Consider the following 18,391-nt stretch of genomic DNA (forward strand, 5'->3'; position numbering starts at 1 on the left):
ATAGGGTTAGAGCAGGCGTTCGCCCCAGTGCAGCTTGTGGCGCAGCATGTCGTAGTAGTTGTATCCGGCCGGATGCAGGATGCGCAGCGGGTTGCGGTAGCGGCGCACAATGACGCGATCCATTTCCATCAGGTCGCAGTGCGACTGGCCGTCAAAGTGCGCACGGGCATCCAGGCCGCGGGTTAGCATGAATTCGACTTCGCAGCTGTCGGAGACCGCAATCGGGCGGTTGCTCATCGATTGCGGGCAGATGGGCACCAGTGCGATGGCTTGCAGCGTCGGGTGCAGGATAGGGCCGCCCGAGGCTAGCGAGTAGGCCGTCGAACCGGTGGGGGTGCTAATGATCAGACCATCCGAGCGCTGGCTGTAGACGAACTGGTTATCGATAAAGACTTCAAACTCTATCATCGAGCCCAGACCGCCACGGCTGATCACAATATCGTTCAGTGCCAGCGCACTGACTACTTCGGCATCTTCGCGCAGTACTGAGGCAGTCAGTAAAATACGGTCTTCGGGGATAAAGTCGCCGGCGAGGATGGCATCGACGGCCCCCAGCATTTCATGCAAGGGGATGTCGGCCATAAAGCCCAGCCGCCCCTGATTGATACCGACCAGTGGTACGCGATAGGGCGCGAGCAGGCGCGCGACTGCCAGCATGGTTCCATCGCCGCCCAGCACAATGGCGATATCGGCCAGTTTGCCGATATCGCTGCGCTCAACGATCTGGTGCGGGCCGGCCTCGTCAGCATTGGCGCTGTCACTGTCTATTAAGACCCCTATGCCTTGGGCGGCCAGATGATCGGCCAGCAGGCGCAGCGAGGTGACAATTTGCGGTTTGCTGTGACGGGCAAACAGCCCGACCTTCTTGAATAGGCAAGTCATGACTGAATCTTACCGTGTTGTGGGCTATCTGCCAAAACGCTTATGGAATAGTTTGCGCACGAGAAGCCTCCAGTGCGCATAGATAAAAGCGGATCAGCTCGGCCAGTGTACTGACGCCCAGCTTGGAAAACAGGCTGGATCTATGGGTTTCCACCGTGCGTGGCGAGACATCGAGCAGCTTGCCTATCTCTTTGCTGGACAAACCTTCCGCCACCATGTCGAGCACTGCGCGCTCGCGTTCGCTGATGCGGGCGAGACGATTCGCTACCTCCTGTGTGGCGGCTTTCTTTTCCTGCCTCTGTATGCTTTGACGGATGGCGCGGCGTACGCTGTCCATGAGCTGGCGTTTGTCTATCGGCTTGCTGATAAAATCGATGGCACCACGCCTGAAGGCGCGGGCGCATTGCTCGACATCGCCGTGGCCGGTGATAAAGATGAGCGGTAGCTGGCTATCCAGTTGCTTGAGTTTTTCCTGCAAGGCCAGGCCGGACAGATGAGGCATGCGGATGTCGAGTATCAGGCAGCCGATGTCGTTCTTGGTGGGTGCTTGCAAAAAGGCAAGGGCATCTGCATAAGCTTCGACATGACTGCCATGGCTCTCTAGCAGTAATGCGAGCGAGTCGCGAATGGCCGGGTCGTCATCAACCAGGTAGATCGTAGGTGTAATCTTGCTCATGTGCGGCTTTTCTTTGGGGCTCGGCATGGGGGATAACGGGTAGTTCGAAGCAAAATAGCGCGCCACCATCGGGATGGTTGCTGGCATATATATTGCCATCAAACGATTCGATCAGCGATTGGCTGATGGTCAGCCCCAGACCTATGCCTTGGTGTTTGAGACTGAAAAACGGGGTGAAAATATTGGGTAGTTCTTCGGCGGGAATACCCGGGCCGTTGTCTTGTACCTGCACACAGATGCGCGCGTTCAGTACATGGCTACGGATGTTTAAATGGCCCTGTGTGGCCGGCATGGCTTCGATGGCGTTGCGTACCAGATTGAATAGCACTTGTTCGAGCTGGATGCTGTCGGCGATAACGTGCGGCAGTGCCGGCTCCAGATGGGTGCTTAAACGGATGTGCTTGCCGGCAAGCTCGCCGGACGCCAGTAGCAGTGTATTGCGTATCACTTGATTGATATCGACCGGGGAGAGCGCGGTGCGCTGGCGGGTCGCCAGATTGCGCAGGCCGCGTATGATGTGGCCGGCTCTTTGTGCTTGCTGGACACTGCCTTGCAAGGCGCGCTGCAGCAAAGCCAGATCCGGTTCTTCATCTTCGAGCAGGGTCAGCGCGGCCTCGTTGTAGCTGGCTATCGCCGATAGTGGCTGGTTGATTTCATGGGCCATGCCGGATGCCATTTCACCCATATTGGTGATCCGCGCTGCCTTTGCATACTCGTTGGCATGTTGTTTGAGCCGCTCTTCGCGGTGCAGGATGGACGCGGCTAGCCGGGCCCTTAAGGGCGCCATGTCGCGGATCGCCAGTACCACGCCCAGTTTTTCACCATGTTTTCCTGTCAGTGGCGACAGAGTTCCCTCGATATACTGGTGCTGGTTGTTGTTGCCGATCAGGTGGCAGTGCTGGGGCAGGTTGATATCCTGTTGCAGCTCCAGGCACAACTCGACCGGGTCAAGCATCGCTTCGGTTTCAAGCTCGTAATGTAGTTGCAGTGCATGAGACAGGCGGTGATCGCGCACCTCATCCAGCGTTTTGCGGGTGAGAGCGGCCGCCTTGGGGTTCATGTATTTGATGGTCTGGTGCTGATCGATCACGATCACTGCATCGTTGATGGCTTGCAAGGTAACGATAGCCTGTTCTCGCTCCTTGCTCAGGTCGCGTGACATTTCATCGTGAAGGTGTTGTTTGCGCCGCTGGGTGGCGGCCACAAGCAGTAGCAGATAGCACAGTAGTGCTGATATGGCAGGCAGCAGCAGGAAAATAGTGGCGTTGAGATTGCCCAGCCTGAGCGTCTCGCTTACCTCCAGTTCATAGGGGAAGTAGGCGTGATGGATGCGCAAGCGGGTATGGAACTGTGGCAAGAACCAGTTGCTTAGCTTGTTGTGATCAACAGGATTTTGCCTGCTGTCGATATCGTCACTTTGATCGCGGCTGCCTATCCGGCGCAGGCGGATATTGAGGTAGGTGGTGTTTTGCAGCTGCTCGTGCCGCAATAACTGGTCTGCGGTGATAGCGAGCAGGACAATGCCGGTAACTTCTTGTTGTGCCGGCGCAGGCGTTTCTTTGCTTTTTGCCGCGTAAACGGCCTGGATATAGGCCAGACCCATGTGGCCATTACTTAAGGTGAATGGCGGTGAGACTTCTATTTTTCCGCTGTGGATGGCTTGACGGATGGTGGAGCCGAGCAGAGGCGAATTTAACAGATCCAGACCTATCATATAGCGCGCCATATAGTTGTCATAAGGCTCGGCCATGGTCAGGGGAAGATACATCTCGCGGGTTGCTGCTTTACTCCAGTATGGCCACTGCCGCCAGTAATCGGGGTGGCCGGGTGCCGGGTTTGCCGGATTGCTGAAGTCCCGTATGGTGACGGTTTTGCCGTAAAGCAGGCTTTGTGTCGCTTCGTAGCGGCTGCGTTGCCCGGTTTTTATGATAGGTTGGTAACCCATCATGTAGACAAAGGGGTAATGTGCCTGCATGTAACTGGCGTAGCGTGAGATGGCGGTTCGGCCAAAGTCACCGCGAGCGCGGGCACCTTCTCCCAGATTGAAAATCATGCTTTCACTGGTTTTAAGCCGTTCCTCCATGGTCTGTTTGAGATGGAGGGCGCTGGCTTGAAACCATTCATGATGGCGTTTGATGCCTAAATAAACGGCAATGCCCAGCAGTGTCAGTGTCAGCAAGAGCCAGACGGCGATATAACTCAGGCGCAAACGCAAAGGTAGGGCGGCGATGAGTTGGTGCTGGGTTTTCAGTAAAGACAAGAGGCTGGACATAGGTAAGGGGCTGGGGGTGTGTCTTTGCCTGGGGTCGGATGGAAAGGGCGGTGCGAAAACCATTTGGCTTGCACGGCTGTAAGGTGGCTGCGCCAAGAGCGCAGCTTAGTATCCGGTTTTAATCCTGAGCCAGTTTATCGGCGTACAGGTGAAAAATTTTGGCCAATTTGGGCTGGATAACGGCTTGGCAATAAGGTGTATCGCCATGGCGGGCGTAATAGGCGTGGTGCGCGGTTTCTGCCGGCCAGAATTCTTGGGCCGGCTCTACCTGGGTGACGATAGGCGTGCCAGCGTAGTACGCCTGCTGTGCGTGGCGAATGCATTCGTGGGCACTTGTCGTCTGCGCAGCGTCTTGCGTGAAAATGGCTGAGCGGTATTGACTGCCGATATCGTTGCCTTGACGGTTAAGCTGGGTAGGGTCGTGGCTGGCAAAAAAGATATCGAGCAAAACGGGAAAAGGCAGGATGTTTTCATCAAAATGGATGCGTACCGCTTCCGCGTGGCCGGTCTGGCCAGTGCAGACCTGCGCATAGTCCGGCTTGGGTGTATGGCCGCCGCTATAGCCCGGTTCTACCTGGCTTACCCCCTTGAGGCGGCTAAATACGGCTTCGGTGCACCAGAAGCACCCACCTGCCAGAATGGCGATCGCCATGGTTTTTTCCTCGGTTTTTGATCGGTTCATGTCGTGTTAACACAAACGGGCAAAGCGCGGGATGCTGACCCCGTCAATGATGACATCTTCGAAAAACATGGTGTAAGGGCGGACCCATAGGCCGCCTTCGCCATACAGTGGCCGGTATAAAACCAGCCATTCTTCGGTCTCCGAGTGGCATACGAGATCAATGACCTCGTAGTCATGGCCTTTGTAGTGGCGGTAACGGCCGGGCGTGAGTTCGGGTTTGGCAAGCATCGGGTTTAACTCCAGAAGCGGGAGAGCAGGTGTATATGTCGAGCGCTGATTTGTGGCACCGTGGGGCGCTTGATCCGGTACGGGGTCTTATCGGTTTGAATCCGCTGTTTGGGGTGTGCAGGCAGCGCCACGCGCGGCGCTTGCAGATTATCGGTGCGCTCGACCACGATGGCAATCGTGCCGTTATCCAGTTCGACAAATTCGCCGGGCGGAAAGATGCCCAAGGTGCGTATCAGCAGGGTCATCAGGTTCGGGTCGATTTGCTGGTTCTTATTCTGGTACAGCATGGATAGTGCCTGTTGTGCCGGCATCGGGTTGCGGTAGCTTCTGGGCATGAGCTTGGAGCAGGTCATGTCGACGATGTGCAGCAGATGTGCATGTCCGGCAATATCTGCCGTCTGCAGACGGAAAGGGTAGCCACTGCCATTCCATTGCTCGTGATGCATCAATATCGTTTCATGCCAGAGCGGGTCGGTAATGCCCATCTCCCGTATCAGGGCGGAACTTAGCAGCGGATGGAGTTTGATCAGTTGCTGCTGTGCCGTGGTGGGTGGGGCGGCCTGCCGTGCCATTTGATCCTGAGTCGCTGCGATGCCGATATTCATGGTGAGCGCCGCGCAGACTAAGGACTGGAGAGTACTTTCGTCCAGCGATTGCGCTTTGCCGAGTAAATGAGCCAAGGTGGCCGCGTTGATGGCATGGCGCGGGGTGTAATGCTCATAAGGTGAAAGCAGGATGCTGGCGATACAGGCATCGGCTTGCAGGTCTATTAACTGGCCTAATTCGCTGGCAATGGCGCGCAACTCCACATTAGGGGTGTGGCAATCAAGTGGTGTATACAGCAATGGCAGCAAGCGCCCTTCCAGTCGGGACAGTACGGCAAAAGCCGAGCCGGTCTGGTTGTGATCGCTCTGGGTGCATGCCGGCAGGACGAGCGCGGCGTACTCGTCGCGCTGTCGGGGGCTCAGGCGAAAAATATTATCGCCATCTTCGCATAGGCGGTTGCGGGCAAAGAGTGAGTCCGGCAGTGTCAGGGCTGGCATCAGGCAAACCACATGGTGGGGATGGGGTGATTATACCGTGGGGCTTTTGTATTCGTACGGATAGTGTAATCGTATACGGTTAAACCCGCCTTGAACGGGGACATTTGTTGCATGCTTCGTTAGAATTGTGGCTTTTATCAGGGGGTGCCATGGCTATTGTACTGGCTCCGATGGAAGGCATCGTTGACGAAGTGATGCGCGATGTCCTGACCGGCATCGGCGGTATCGACTTGTGCGTGTCCGAGTTTATCCGCGTCACCGATACGCTGCTTCCGCTTAAAACCTTCCAGCGCCATGCACCTGAGCTGTTTCAGAGTGGTCATACGCGTTCCGGTGTGCCTTTGCGTGTGCAATTGCTGGGGTCGGAGCCGCAGGCGCTGGCGCATAATGCCCTGCGCCTGGTCGAGTATGGTGCCAAGGTCGTAGACCTGAATTTCGGCTGCCCGGCGCCGACGGTCAACCGCCACGGTGGCGGTGCGGCCTTGCTGAAACAGCCGGATCTGATGCATGAAATTGTCAGCACCGTGCGTGCGGCCTTGCCTGAAACCGTGTTGTTGACAGCCAAGATGCGGCTGGGCTTCGAGGATACCTCGTTGACGCTCGCGTGTGCCGAGGCGCTGGCCAGTGGCGGTGTGAGCGAATTGACGGTGCATGCCCGTACCAAGGTTGAGGGTTATCGGCCGCCGGCACACTGGGAATGGCTGGCGCGCATTCGTGAACATGTATCGGTGCCGGTGGTGGCCAATGGCGAAGTCTGGACACTGGACGATTATCTGGCGATACGCGAAGTCAGTGGCTGCAACACCGTGATGATAGGTCGCGGCTTGTTGGCAGCACCCGATCTGGCACGGCGCATCGCGCATTACCACGCAACCGGTGAAAAATGTCCGCCCGCGTCTTGGGCGCAGGCGATGGTCTGGGTGCTGGATTTTTATGCCCAGTGTCGCGCGAGGGGAGAAGGTACGCCTTACCCTGTCAGCCGTATCAAGCAGTGGCTGCCGCAAATGAAGCGCAGCTATCCCGAAGCCGAAGTCTTGTTTGCCGCCATCCGCAAGCTGACCCTGGCGGCAGATATTCAGGCTGTTTTGGATGCAGAAGTACGTCGCTGACTCAGTATTTCTACGGATAGATATTGATTGGTCGGTGCATTATTATAGCAACGCATTCAGATTATTCTAGTTTGGATGGGCCGGTGCCCTCAGCGTCGGTCGTTGCACCTCCTCAATAGCAAATGGCCCCCTTCATGTTTGAAGGGGGATTTTTTTGCCCTGCATCAAGCCAGCCGGAAGCGGCCATGGCGTCGCCGCCGATTACCGTGATAAAGTAAATACTTATTTACCAAACCGGTGTGTCGCCTTCCACCGGTGTCCAGTCAATCAGGAAGGAAATGCCGCGTGACCAAGATTGCAGAACTTGCGCCGACCGAAGTCTGGGAGCACTTCCAGACACTATGTGAAATCCCGCGACCGTCCAAGCATGAAGAAGCCTTGCGCGACTATCTTAAAGGCTGGGCCGAGTTGCGCGGTCTGGCGACCCGGCTTGACAGTGCCGGTAACCTGATTATCCGCAAGCCGGCCACGGCGGGCTTTGAAAACCGTCAGGGTGTGGTGCTGCAAAGCCATCTGGATATGGTGTGCCAGGCGAATGCCGATACGGTGCACGACTTTTTCAAAGATCCTATCCGCCCGGTACTGAAGGATGGCTGGCTGGTGGCCGAAAATACTACGCTGGGCGCGGATAATGGCATCGGTGTGGCGCTGGCGCTGGCTGTGCTGCAAAGTGACGATATCGCACACGGCCCGGTCGAGGCGCTGTTGACGGTCGATGAAGAGGCTGGCATGGGCGGCGCGCTGGGGCTGGAGCCCGGTTTGCTGCAGGGCGAATTGCTGATCAATATCGACACCGAAGAGTGGGGTGATTTTTATCTGGGCTGTGCCGGTGGCGAGGATGTGAATGTCCGTGCTGCTTATGCCATCGAAGCCATGCCGGCCAATCACCGTGTATTACGTCTGGGTATCAAGGGCTTGAAGGGTGGCCATTCCGGCTGTGACATCCATCTGGGTCGTGGCAATGCGATCAAGAGCCTGCTGCGCCTGATTAAAGCGCTGGAGGCCGAGTTTGAATTGCGGCTGGTGTCGTTTGATGGCGGTACCGCACGCAATGCGCTGGCGCGTGAAGCTGCTGCCGTCGTGGCGCTGCCGGCTGACAAGCAGGCACAACTGGAACAGCGTCTGGCCGAGTTCGAGAGCCTGCTGCAGTTCGAGCTTTATGGTGTGGACGAGGGCGTGCGCGTCGTGTACGAAACCGCTAGCGCGGAGGGTGTGATGGCCGCCGCCGATCAGGCGCGCTTGTTGTCGGCATTGCATGCGGCTCCACACGGGGTCAAGCGTATGAGTCAGCGCGTGACTGGCGTAGTGGAAACCTCGAATAATCTGGGTGTAGTGCAGATCAAAGATGGCGTGCTGTTTGCCAACTTGATGGTGCGCTCCTTGCTCGAGTCGGGCACCCAGATGCTGGCCGATGAAATCGTCAGCCTGTTTAGCTTGGCAAAATGCGACATCCAGCGCGAAGGCAAGTATCCGGGCTGGGCACCTAATCCGGATTCGGCCCTGCTGGCACTGTTCCGTCAGGTGTATGCACGCGAGTTTGGTGGGGAGAGCGGGGTCAAGGTGATCCATGCCGGGCTGGAGTGCGGCCTGATCGGCTCCAAGTACCCGCAGATGGATATGGTGTCCTTCGGTCCTGATATCCAGGGCGCGCATGCGCCGGGAGAACGGGTGAATGTTGAGTCGGTTGCCAAGGTCTGGGATTTGCTCAAGGCCGTCTTGCAGGCGGTGCCTGTTAAAAACTGATATAGCCTGATTTTTGGCTATCAATGCCCCGCCTTGTGCGGGGCATTTTGCATGCTGCGCACGCATTGGCAGGGCGTTATGGCAGGCTGGTGATGTGTGTTTGCATTAGTCAAAGCTGTTATATGGGCGTTTTTTGTGCAAAAAGGCGGTGGCTTTGATCTGGGTCAAGTAAATCTGTAAACCTGCGTCGCATAGGTGAAGTGGGTATTTTGACAAGGCAATGTAGAATCGCTCAAAACCACTAAAACAACTCCGCTACAGCAAGCAAGGAAAGCAGATGATGAATACGGTCAGTCGCGCCACTTTTGATCAGGTGATGGTGCCTAATTACGGTCCTGCCGCGTTTATTCCGGTGCGTGGATCGGGTTCGCGGGTGTGGGACCAGTCGGGCCGCGAATACGTGGACTTTGCCGGCGGGATTGCCGTCAATGCGCTGGGACATTGCCATCCGGAGTTGGTGGCAACGCTGACCGAGCAAGCCGGCAAGCTGTGGCATGTGTCCAATGTGTTCACCAACGAACCGGCACTGGAACTGGCCAGCTTGCTGACCGAACTGACCTTTGCCGAGCGTGTATTCTTCTGCAACTCGGGTGCCGAGGCTAACGAGGCTGCTTTCAAACTGGCGCGCAAGTATGCTGCCGATCATTTCAGTTCCGACAAGAACCAAATCCTGTCGTGCAAGAACTCCTTCCATGGCCGCACGCTGTTTACCGTCAGCGTCGGTGGTCAGCCCAAATACACCGAAGGCTTTGCACCGGTACCGGCCGGCATTGATCATTTCGAATTCAATAATATTGATTCGCTCAAAGCGGCTATCTCGGACAAGACCTGTGCGGTGGTGATCGAACCGGTGCAGGGCGAGGGCGGGGTATTGCCAGCCGATCCGGCCTTCCTTGCCGCCGCGCGCGAACTGTGCGACCAGCATGGCGCACTGCTGATTTTTGACGAAGTCCAGACCGGTGCCGGCCGCTCCGGTTCGCTGTTTGCCTATATGGAATATGGCGTGACGCCGGATATTCTGTCCTCTGCCAAGTCACTGGGCGGCGGTTTCCCAATCGGCGCGATGCTGACCACGGAAAAAGTGGCGCAAAGCTTCGGTATCGGCACCCACGGTTCGACCTATGGCGGCAATCCGCTGGCCTGTGCCGTGGCCAGAAAAGTCATCGAAATCGTCTCTTCGCCCGAAGTGCTGGCGGGGGTACGGGCCAAACATGCGCGCTTCGTTGCCGGCATCGAGGCAATCAATGCCAAATATCCGCTCTTCAAGGAAGTGCGCGGCATGGGCTTGTTGCTCGGTTGCGTGCTGAACGATGCGTATGCCGGCCGCGCCAAGGATGTGCTCAAAGCCGCAGAAGCCCAAGGCCTGATGTTGCTGGTGGCCGGGCTGAGCGTGGTGCGTCTGGCACCGAGTCTGGTCATTGATGACGCCGATATCGAAGAGGGCCTGAAGCGCTTCGAGGCCGCATTGGCGACGCTCACCGCTTAAATCGAATGAACGGGGTGTTGCCCACCCCGTTTTCTTCCCCTCACGACAGAATTTGATGCCCGTCGCCAGACAGGCAGGCCGGTGTACGCCTGTTGCACCGGTTTTACCCGGGAGAAGTGGATGTTGATCGTACGCCCCGTCAGGATTTCCGACCTGCCCGCCATTGAGCGCCTGGCTCTTGCCAGCGGCGTTGGTGTGACCAGCTTGCCTGCCAACCGGGAAAAGCTGTTTGAAAAACTGCAACGCTCCATCTCGTCATTCGAGAGCGAAGCCATCGCCGATATCGATGCCGGTAATGATTACTACATGCTGGTGCTGGAGGAGGATGGCGTCGTCTTGGGTGCCGCCGCGATTGCGAGTACCGCCGGTTTTGACGAGCCGTTTTATACCTATCGCAACGAAACGCTGGTGCACGCTTCGCGGGCGCTCAAGGTAAACAACCGCATCCATGCGCTGACCATGTGCCATGACCTGACCGGCATGGTGCAGCTGTGTGGTTTCTTTTGCGAGCATCCGTCGCAGCCCTATGCCGCCGAGTTGTTGTCACGGGCGCGTCTGATGTTTCTGGCCGGGCAGCGACAGCATTTCGGCCGGCGCATCATTGCCGAAATGCTGGGTGTGCATGATGTCGCCGGCCAGTCTCCGTTCTGGGATGCCATCGGCCGGCGCTTCTTTAATATGGACTTCCCGCAGGTCGAACAGGCATTTGCCGAGCATAGCAAGACCTTTGTCGCGGAATTGATGCCTCCCTACCCGATCTATGTGCCTTTGCTGCCGGATGCGGCACAGCATGCCATCGGTCAGGTGCATCCTGCCTTCGAACAGCCTTGCCGCATTCTGACGCGCGAAGGGTTCGAGGCCGATCAGTATCTGGATATTTTTGATGGCGGCGCGGTGCTGACCGCCGAGATCGACCGTCTGTTTACCCTGAACAATAGCGATTGCATGCCGGTAGAGATCAGTGCCAGCCTGCCGGATAGCGCAGAGGACATGCTGCTATCCAATACGCTGTGCAGCGAGTTCCGTAGTGCCGTGGGTAAAGTGGCTGTGGTCGATGGTGTGGCCTGGCTGAACCCTGATGTCGCGCGAGCGCTCGATCTGGCCTGCGGCCAGAGCGTACGTATCAGCCCCTTGCAAGGCGAATAAGGAGAATTGCCATGATGTTCATTCGCCCCATACGTTTTCAGGATCTGGATGGCCTGATGGAGCTGGCGCGTAGCGCCGGCGTTGGCCTGACTTCGCTGCCGGTCAATGAAGAGCGCCTGACCCGGCGCATTAGCCGTTCCATGCTGAGCTTTGCCGGTGATCTGGAACGTGCCGACCAAGGCTATGTTTTCGTGCTGGAAGATGGCAAGACCGGTCGCATTGGCGGTATCTGTGCGCTGGAAGCCGCCGTTGGCCTGAAAGAGCCATGGTACAACTATCGTGTTGGCACCATGGTGCATGCTTCAGAAGAGCTGGGGGTCTATACCCGGCACGATACCTTGTTCCTGTCGCATGACCATACCGGTTACAGCGAACTATGCACCTTGTTCCTGCATCCGGATTACCGCGTCAATCGTAATGGCAGTCTGCTGTCCAAGAGTCGCTTCCTGTTTCTTGCCCAGTTTGCCCATTTGTTCGGCAAAATTACCGTCGCCGAAATGCGTGGCGTATCCGATGCCGAGGGACGTTCGCCGTTCTGGGAGGCGCTGGGCCGGCACTTTTTCTCTATCGACTTTGCCAAGGCCGACTATCTGACCGGTATCGGGCAGAAGGCTTTTGTTGCTGAACTGATGCCCAAGCATCCGGTTTATATCGACTTCCTTACGCCGGAAGCGCAGGCCGTGGTCGGCAAAACACATGAAAACACCCGTCCGGCGGTGGCCATGCTGGAAGCCGAAGGTTTCCGCTATGAGGGCTATGTCGATATTTTCGATGCCGGTCCGACCGTGCAGGCTTACACCCAGGATATTCGTGCGGTGAAAGAGAGTCAGCTTCTGAGTGTGGTGCTGGCTGACCCGCTACCCGAGGGCGAACATCCGCATGTCTTGGTTGCCAATACCAGCCTTTCCGGCTTCCGTGTGGTGATGGGGCAATTCCCTCAGGATGGGACGTCGGTACTGTTGACGCCGCAAGCCGTGCAGGCGCTGGAAGTGAGCGAGGGAGATTTCGTGCGCTGCGTTCCTGTTAATCCAACCGAGAAAATCGTATGAGCACCTTGTGTATTGCGGGTCAATGGCTATCTGGCGCCGGCGAAAACATGAGCAAGACCGATCCTGCCTGTGGCGAAATGCTGTGGCAGGGGCGCTCAGCCAGTGCAGGGCAGGTGGATGCGGCTGTTGCCGCTGCGCGTACGGCCTTTGTGCCATGGGCACGTTTGTCGCTGGATGCCCGCCTTGCCGTGGTGCGCCGTTTTGGCGAATGCCTGCTGGCGAAGCGTGATGTGCTGGCCAGCGTGATTGCGCGCGAAACCGGCAAGCCGCGTTGGGAAGCATTGACCGAAGTGACCACCATGGCCAACAAGGTGGAGATCTCGGTCAAATCCTATCTGGAGCGCACCGGCGAGCGCGCCGCCGCCATGGGCGATGCGCAAGCGGTGTTGCGCCACAAGCCACATGGCGTGGTGGCCGTGTTCGGTCCCTATAATTTCCCTGGCCACTTGCCCAATGGCCATATCGTGCCGGCACTGATTGCCGGCAACACGGTGGTGTTCAAACCGTCCGAGCTGACCCCGTGGACGGCTGAAGTCACCGTCCAGCTGGGGCTGGAGGCGGGCTTGCCGGCAGGCGTACTTAATCTGGTGCAGGGCGCGCGGGAAACCGGTATTGCGCTGGCCGGGCACGCCGGCATTGATGGCCTGTTCTTTACCGGCAGTTCTGCGACCGGTGGCGTGCTGCATCGCCAGTTTGCCGGCCATCCCGACAAGATCCTGGCGCTGGAGATGGGTGGCAATAATCCGCTGATCGTGACCGAAGTCGCCGAGCGCGATGCGGCCGTTCATCATGTGATCCAGTCTGCCTTTATCTCTGCCGGTCAGCGTTGCACCTGTGCGCGACGCCTGCTGGTGCCGGTCGGGGCATGGGGCGATGCTTTTGTTTCACGCCTGGTCGATGTCAGCCGCGACATCGTGGTCGGACGCTGGGACGCTGAGCCGCAGCCATTTATGGGGGCGCTGGTGTCTAATGCGGCGGCCGATGCGCTGTTGCTGGCACAAGACGCATTGCAGTCTATGGGCGGCAAGGTCTTGCTTGCCATGCGCCGTCTGGAAGAGGGTGCTGCCCTGTTGACCCCTGGCATTATCGATGTCAGTGGTGTCAGCAACCGGCCGGATGAAGAGTATTTTGGCCCCCTGCTGCAAATCATCCGCTATCGCGATTTTGACGAAGCGATTGCGGTGGCCAACGATACCCGCTTTGGTCTGGCTGGCGGGGTGCTGTCCGATGACAGGGCGAGCTACGAGCGTTATCTGCTGGAGAGCCGCGCCGGGGTGGTGAACTGGAACAAGCCGCTGACCGGGGCTTCCAGTGCCGCACCATTTGGGGGCGTCGGCGCATCGGGCAACCATAGGGCCAGTGCCTATTATGCGGCGGATTACTGCGCCTGGCCGGTGGCGTCGCTGGAGTGCGAGTCTTTGCTGTTGCCGGCGCAAATCTCCCCGGGTCTGCATTTTTAACCCTGATCATCTGTGGCACATTTTTTGCAAACCCGGTTCGTCCGGGTTTTTTGCAAGATAGGGCCTGGTTTGGAGAGTGCTTGTTAATTAATAGGCATGAGTTTTTGCGCTGACCTGTGATGGATGGCAGGGCAAGGGCCGCTTGGGCGGGGGTGTCAGGCATGGAAAGGGTGCAGCTTTGCTGCGTGTGGCTAAATGCGTAGTGTATGTGCGATAAAAAACGCCGTGTTTTCAATGGCTTGTGCGCTGTTTTTTCTGTTGAAAAAATAGCCTTTACGAACATGTATTCTGCATTGACAGTCGATTGTAGACAAACGCATAATCCAGCCGTGTTTGACACATTTTGAACATAAAGTTGTGCTAAGGCACGATACGTGGGTGGAATATAAGAGGCTATAGCCCAATCCGCCGACTGGTAGCTCAATCAAAGGGGAGTCCTCATCGTGGACATTTTTCTGCAACAAATCCTTAACGGCCTGGTGCTGGGCAGTATTTATGCCCTGATCGCACTGGGTTACACCATGGTGTACGGCATCATGGGGCTGATCAACTTTGCGCACGGGGAAGTGGTGATGGTCGGCGGCATGGTCACGGTGACCGTGGTGTCCGCCCTCTTGGGCATGGGTATCAACTTGCCTGCCCTGGCTCTGATCCTGATCGGGGTGATGGTGGCGATTCCGGCCTGCATGTTGCTGGGCTTTACCATCGAGCGCGTCGCCTACCGGCCTTTGCGCAATGCGCCGCGTCTGGCACCGCTGATTACCGCAATCGGTGTTTCCATCGTATTGCAGCAGCTGGCCATTCTGGTCTGGGGCCGCAACTACATCCCGTTCCCGCCCATCCTCGATCATGACGTGGTCGAGATCTTCGGCGCCAGCATTACCAAGCTGCAAGTGAGCATTGTGGTGCTGTGCTTTGTCATCATGACGGCGCTGCTGGTGGTGGTGGAAAAGACCAAGCTGGGTCGCGCCATGCGTGCCACCAGCCAGAATCCGGCGGTCGCGGGCTTGATGGGGGTGAATGTGAATACCATCATCTCGACCACCTTTGTCATCGGTTCGGCGCTGGGTGCGATTGCCGGCCTCATGGTGGCCACCAACTATGAGCAGGTCCATTACTACATGGGCTTTATGATCGGCCTGAAGGCCTTTACCGCTGCGGTGCTGGGCGGGATCGGCAATCTGGGCGGTGCTGTCGCTGGCGGCATCTTGCTGGGCATTATCGAAAGTCTGGGTGCCGGTTATATCGGGGACCTGACCGGTGGCTTCCTTGGCTCGCATTATCAGGACATCTTTGCCTTTATGGTGCTGATTGCGGTACTGATTTTCCGTCCGTCCGGCCTGATGGGCGAAAAAATGGCCGATCGCGCCTGATACAAGGGGAAGCATAATGACTGTTTCAGTTACAACAACGCCTCCGGCCAACGGCAAGAAAGTCTTGGGCTTTCTGGCCTCGGCCATCATTCTGGCCATTCTGCCTTTTGTTGTCGGCAATGCCTTCGGCAACTCGTGGGTACGTACGCTGGACTTTGCCCTGCTGTATGTGATGCTGGCACTGGGTCTGAATATCGTCGTGGGTTTTGCCGGGCTGCTGGACTTGGGCTTTATCGCGTTTTACGCGGTGGGGGCCTATACCTTCGCCTTGCTGGGCTCGCCCCATTTCGGCATCCATCTGCCGTTTTACATCACGCTGCCTCTGGGGGCGCTGATCGCCGCCTGCTTTGGCTTGTTGCTGGGTGCGCCGGTGCTCAAGCTCAAGGGTGATTATCTGGCCAGTGTCACGCTGGGTTTTGGCGAGATTATTCGTATCTTCATGAATAACCTGAATGCGCCTTACAACCTGACTAACGGCCCGCAAGGGGTGAACCTGATTGATCCGGTGTCGGTCGGCGGTTTTTCGCTGGGCAAGACGCACGAGTTTTTCGGCATCTCCTTCAATAGCGTCTACATGTATTACTACTTTTTTCTGGCGCTGACCGTGCTGGTGGTAATCATGGCGTGGCGTTTGCAGCACTCGCGCATCGGTCGCGCCTGGGTGGCCATGCGTGAGGACGATATTGCCGCCGCTGCGATGGGGATCAATATCCGCAATATCAAGCTGCTGGCGTTTGCGCTGGGTGCCTTGTCCGGCGGCGTGGCCGGTGGTCTGTTTGCCTCGTTCCAGGGCTTTATCTCGCCCGAGTCTTTCGGCTTGCTGGAATCGATCATGATTCTGGCCATGGTGGTGCTGGGCGGCATGGGGCATATCCCGGGTGTGATTCTGGGGGCGGTCGTGCTGACGATTGCGCCGGAAATCCTGCGTGATGTGATCGGCCCGTTGCAGATGGCGACTTTCGGCAAGATGATCGTCGACCCGGAAAACGCCCGCATGCTGCTGTTTGGTCTGGCACTGGTGGTGATGATGCTGGTGCGTCCGGAAGGAATGTGGCCATCCAAGCGGCGCAAGGCCGAGTTTGACGATGCGAAAAAGGGGCACTGATTTATGGCTGAAGTCCTGCTGAAAATAGACGGTATCGTCAAACGCTTCGGGGGTCTGGTCGCGCTGAACCAAGTCGGCCTGACCATTAACAAGGGCGAGATCTATGGCTTGATCGGGCCTAACGGCGCTGGCAAGACGACCTTGTTTAATGTGCTGACCGGGCTGTATATGCCGGACGAGGGCAGCTTTACCTTCGATGGTAAAAATCTGTTCCGCGCCCAGCCGCATGTGGTGGTCGGCACCGGTATCGCGCGTACCTTCCAGAATATCCGTCTCTTTAAGGAAATGACGGCGCTGGAAAACGTGATGGTCGGCCGCCATATCCGCTCCAAGGCGGGAGCCTTGGGCGCCGTGCTGCGCGACAAGGGCACTCGGGCCGAGGAGGCTGCGATTCGCGCCAAGGCTCAGGAGTTGCTGGCCTATGTCGGGATTAGCGATGTGGCCGACGAGTTTGCCAAGAACCTGAGCTATGGCCATCAGCGCCGCCTGGAAATTGCCCGCGCGCTGGCGACCGAACCCAAGTTGCTGGCACTGGACGAGCCGGCCGCCGGTATGAACCCGCGCGAAACCGAAGAGCTTAAGGCGCTGATGGAGAAAATCCGCGCCTCCGGTGTCACCGTGCTGCTGATCGAGCATGACGTGAAATTGATGATGGGCCTATGCGACCGCATTGCGGTGCTCGACTACGGCAAAAAAATCGCCGAAGGCGTGCCTGAAGTCGTGCGCAAGGACCCGAAAGTGATCGAGGCATACCTTGGGGTGGCACATTCATGAGCATTCTTGACATCAAGAACCTGCAGGTTTCCTACGGCGGCATTCAGGCGGTCAAGGGCATAGACCTGCATATCGAAAAGGGCGAACTGGTCACGCTGATCGGTGCCAATGGTGCCGGCAAGACGTCGACCTTGCGTACCCTGGTCGGTATGGAAAAGAAGTCCGGTGGCAGCATCAGCTTTGACGGCAAGGATACGGCGGGTACCCCGGTGTACAACTTTGTGCGTCAGGGTCTGGTGATGGTGCCGGAAGGACGCGGTGTCTTTTCCAAGCTGACCGTGGCCGAGAACCTGCGCATGGGCGGTTACCACCGCAATGACGAAGACGGCATCAAGGCTGACATCGAGCATGTGTTCGAGCTGTTCCCGCGCCTGAAAGAGCGCGAGAAGCAGTTAGCCGGCACCCTGTCCGGTGGCGAGCAGCAGATGGTTGCCATGGGGCGCGCCATTGTGTCCAAGCCCAAGCTCTTGCTGCTGGATGAACCATCCATGGGTCTGGCTCCCTTGATCGTGGCCAAGATCTTCGAAATCATCCGCATGGTGGCGGAGCAGGGCGTGACCATGCTCCTGGTCGAGCAAAATGCGCGCTTGGCACTGGAAGTGTCACAGCGCGGCTATGTGATGGAGAGCGGGCGCATTACCATGAGTGGCAATGCGCAAGATCTGCTTAACGATGACAGGGTTCGCAACGCTTATCTTGGCGAGTAAACTATCGCCTCTCGGCCCTGCCCCCGCATGGGAGCAGGGCCGTTTTACGTTTAAACAGGCGCCGGGCTTTGCCGCCGGCGCTTTGCCTTTTTCTGGAGAGATGCGCGTGACGACTGCGCCGGGTGTGTTGTTCAATCAGGTTTTCGGGGCCTTGTTGCTGCCGCCGGTCAACTTTCTGCTGTTGGCCGGGCTGGGCTTTTGGCTGCTCAAACGAAAAAAGCAGGTCGGCGTGGCGCTGATTGTGCTCTCCCTATTGCTGCTGTATGCCTTTTCTACACCGCGCATGGCGCTATTTCTTAATGCCACACTGGAAAACCAGGCCGTAGCCCGGCTTGCCGATGTACGTCAGAGCGGCGCCATTGTGGTGCTGGGGGGCGGCAAGAAGCCGGCGCCCGAATATGGCGAGAACGTGCCTAATGGCGACACGGCGGCGCGCTTGCGCTACGCCGTGCACTTGCACAAGGCAAGCGCGGTGCCCTTATTACTGACCGGAGGTGCGCCCTTGGGCGGCGAGGCGGAAGCGTGGGTGATGCAGCGCATGCTGTGGCGCGATTATGGGGTCAAGCCTTACTGGGTGGAATCCGAGTCGGTCAATACCGAAGCGAATGCGCGATTGTCGGCAGCCATGCTGAAAAATGCCGGCGTAAAGCGCATCA

17 protein-coding genes are annotated in these 18,391 nt (G+C 57.7%); 11 read left to right on the forward strand and 6 right to left on the reverse strand.

Going from position 1 to position 18,391, the window contains the following annotated elements:
* Positions 1–6: 6 nt before the first annotated feature.
* From EGI20_RS03565 to EGI20_RS03590, 6 genes are all read right to left on the reverse strand, one after another.
* On the reverse strand, positions 7–882 hold the full coding sequence (locus EGI20_RS03565; RefSeq protein WP_124734507.1) for an NAD kinase: 876 nt from the start codon (positions 880–882) through the stop codon (positions 7–9).
* Between the two features lie 40 nt (positions 883–922).
* On the reverse strand, positions 923–1,558 hold the full coding sequence (locus tag EGI20_RS03570) for a response regulator transcription factor (RefSeq protein ID WP_498629684.1): 636 nt from the start codon (positions 1,556–1,558) through the stop codon (positions 923–925).
* Positions 1,524–3,830, reverse strand: a complete 2,307-nt coding sequence (locus EGI20_RS03575) for an ATP-binding protein (protein WP_498629686.1) — start codon at positions 3,828–3,830, stop codon at positions 1,524–1,526. The genes EGI20_RS03570 and EGI20_RS03575 overlap by 35 nt, the downstream gene beginning before the upstream one ends.
* Before the next feature lie 118 nt (positions 3,831–3,948).
* A complete protein-coding gene (gene msrA / locus EGI20_RS03580; RefSeq protein WP_498629688.1) occupies positions 3,949–4,482 on the reverse strand; it encodes a peptide-methionine (S)-S-oxide reductase MsrA in 534 nt (177 codons plus the stop codon).
* Between the two features lie 36 nt (positions 4,483–4,518).
* A complete protein-coding gene (locus EGI20_RS03585; protein ID WP_498629690.1) occupies positions 4,519–4,740 on the reverse strand; it encodes a DUF1653 domain-containing protein in 222 nt (73 codons plus the stop codon).
* A 5-nt stretch (positions 4,741–4,745) separates the two neighbouring features.
* Complete coding sequence (locus EGI20_RS03590) at positions 4,746–5,783, reverse strand: HD-GYP domain-containing protein (protein ID WP_498629692.1); 1,038 nt, start codon at positions 5,781–5,783, stop codon at positions 4,746–4,748.
* A 149-nt stretch (positions 5,784–5,932) separates the two neighbouring features.
* On the opposite strand from EGI20_RS03590, the gene EGI20_RS03595 reads away from it, so the two are divergent.
* The 11 genes from EGI20_RS03595 to EGI20_RS03645 all read left to right on the forward strand — a co-directional run.
* On the forward strand, positions 5,933–6,892 hold the full coding sequence (locus tag EGI20_RS03595) for a tRNA dihydrouridine synthase (protein WP_498629694.1): 960 nt from the start codon (positions 5,933–5,935) through the stop codon (positions 6,890–6,892).
* A gap of 285 nt (positions 6,893–7,177) precedes the next feature.
* Positions 7,178–8,635, forward strand: a complete 1,458-nt coding sequence (locus EGI20_RS03600; RefSeq protein ID WP_498629696.1) for an aminoacyl-histidine dipeptidase — start codon at positions 7,178–7,180, stop codon at positions 8,633–8,635.
* 277 nt (positions 8,636–8,912) lie between these two features.
* Positions 8,913–10,121, forward strand: a complete 1,209-nt coding sequence (locus tag EGI20_RS03605) for an aspartate aminotransferase family protein (protein ID WP_498629698.1) — start codon at positions 8,913–8,915, stop codon at positions 10,119–10,121.
* A 120-nt stretch (positions 10,122–10,241) separates the two neighbouring features.
* Complete coding sequence (locus tag EGI20_RS03610; RefSeq protein WP_498629700.1) at positions 10,242–11,267, forward strand: arginine N-succinyltransferase; 1,026 nt, start codon at positions 10,242–10,244, stop codon at positions 11,265–11,267.
* 11 nt (positions 11,268–11,278) lie between these two features.
* Positions 11,279–12,316: an arginine N-succinyltransferase gene (gene astA / locus EGI20_RS03615; protein ID WP_498629702.1), complete on the forward strand. Its 1,038-nt coding sequence runs from the start codon at positions 11,279–11,281 to the stop codon at positions 12,314–12,316.
* Positions 12,313–13,776 (forward strand): succinylglutamate-semialdehyde dehydrogenase, encoded by a 1,464-nt coding sequence (gene astD / locus EGI20_RS03620; protein WP_498629704.1) that lies wholly within the window; start codon positions 12,313–12,315, stop codon positions 13,774–13,776. The genes astA and astD overlap by 4 nt, the downstream gene beginning before the upstream one ends.
* 443 nt (positions 13,777–14,219) lie before the next feature.
* Positions 14,220–15,149 (forward strand): branched-chain amino acid ABC transporter permease, encoded by a 930-nt coding sequence (locus EGI20_RS03625; protein ID WP_124734495.1) that lies wholly within the window; start codon positions 14,220–14,222, stop codon positions 15,147–15,149.
* A gap of 16 nt (positions 15,150–15,165) precedes the next feature.
* Entirely contained in the window at positions 15,166–16,254 is a 1,089-nt protein-coding gene (locus tag EGI20_RS03630; RefSeq protein ID WP_498629706.1) for an ABC transporter permease subunit, read from the forward strand.
* A gap of 3 nt (positions 16,255–16,257) precedes the next feature.
* Positions 16,258–17,028: an ABC transporter ATP-binding protein gene (locus EGI20_RS03635; RefSeq protein WP_124734493.1), complete on the forward strand. Its 771-nt coding sequence runs from the start codon at positions 16,258–16,260 to the stop codon at positions 17,026–17,028.
* A complete protein-coding gene (locus tag EGI20_RS03640; protein WP_160796589.1) occupies positions 17,025–17,735 on the forward strand; it encodes an ABC transporter ATP-binding protein in 711 nt (236 codons plus the stop codon). The genes EGI20_RS03635 and EGI20_RS03640 overlap by 4 nt, the downstream gene beginning before the upstream one ends.
* A 106-nt stretch (positions 17,736–17,841) precedes the next feature.
* On the forward strand, positions 17,842–18,391 hold a 550-nt coding region (locus EGI20_RS03645), incomplete at its 3' end, for a YdcF family protein (protein WP_498629707.1).

The sequence above is a fragment of the Aquitalea sp. S1-19 genome (assembly GCF_024343515.1).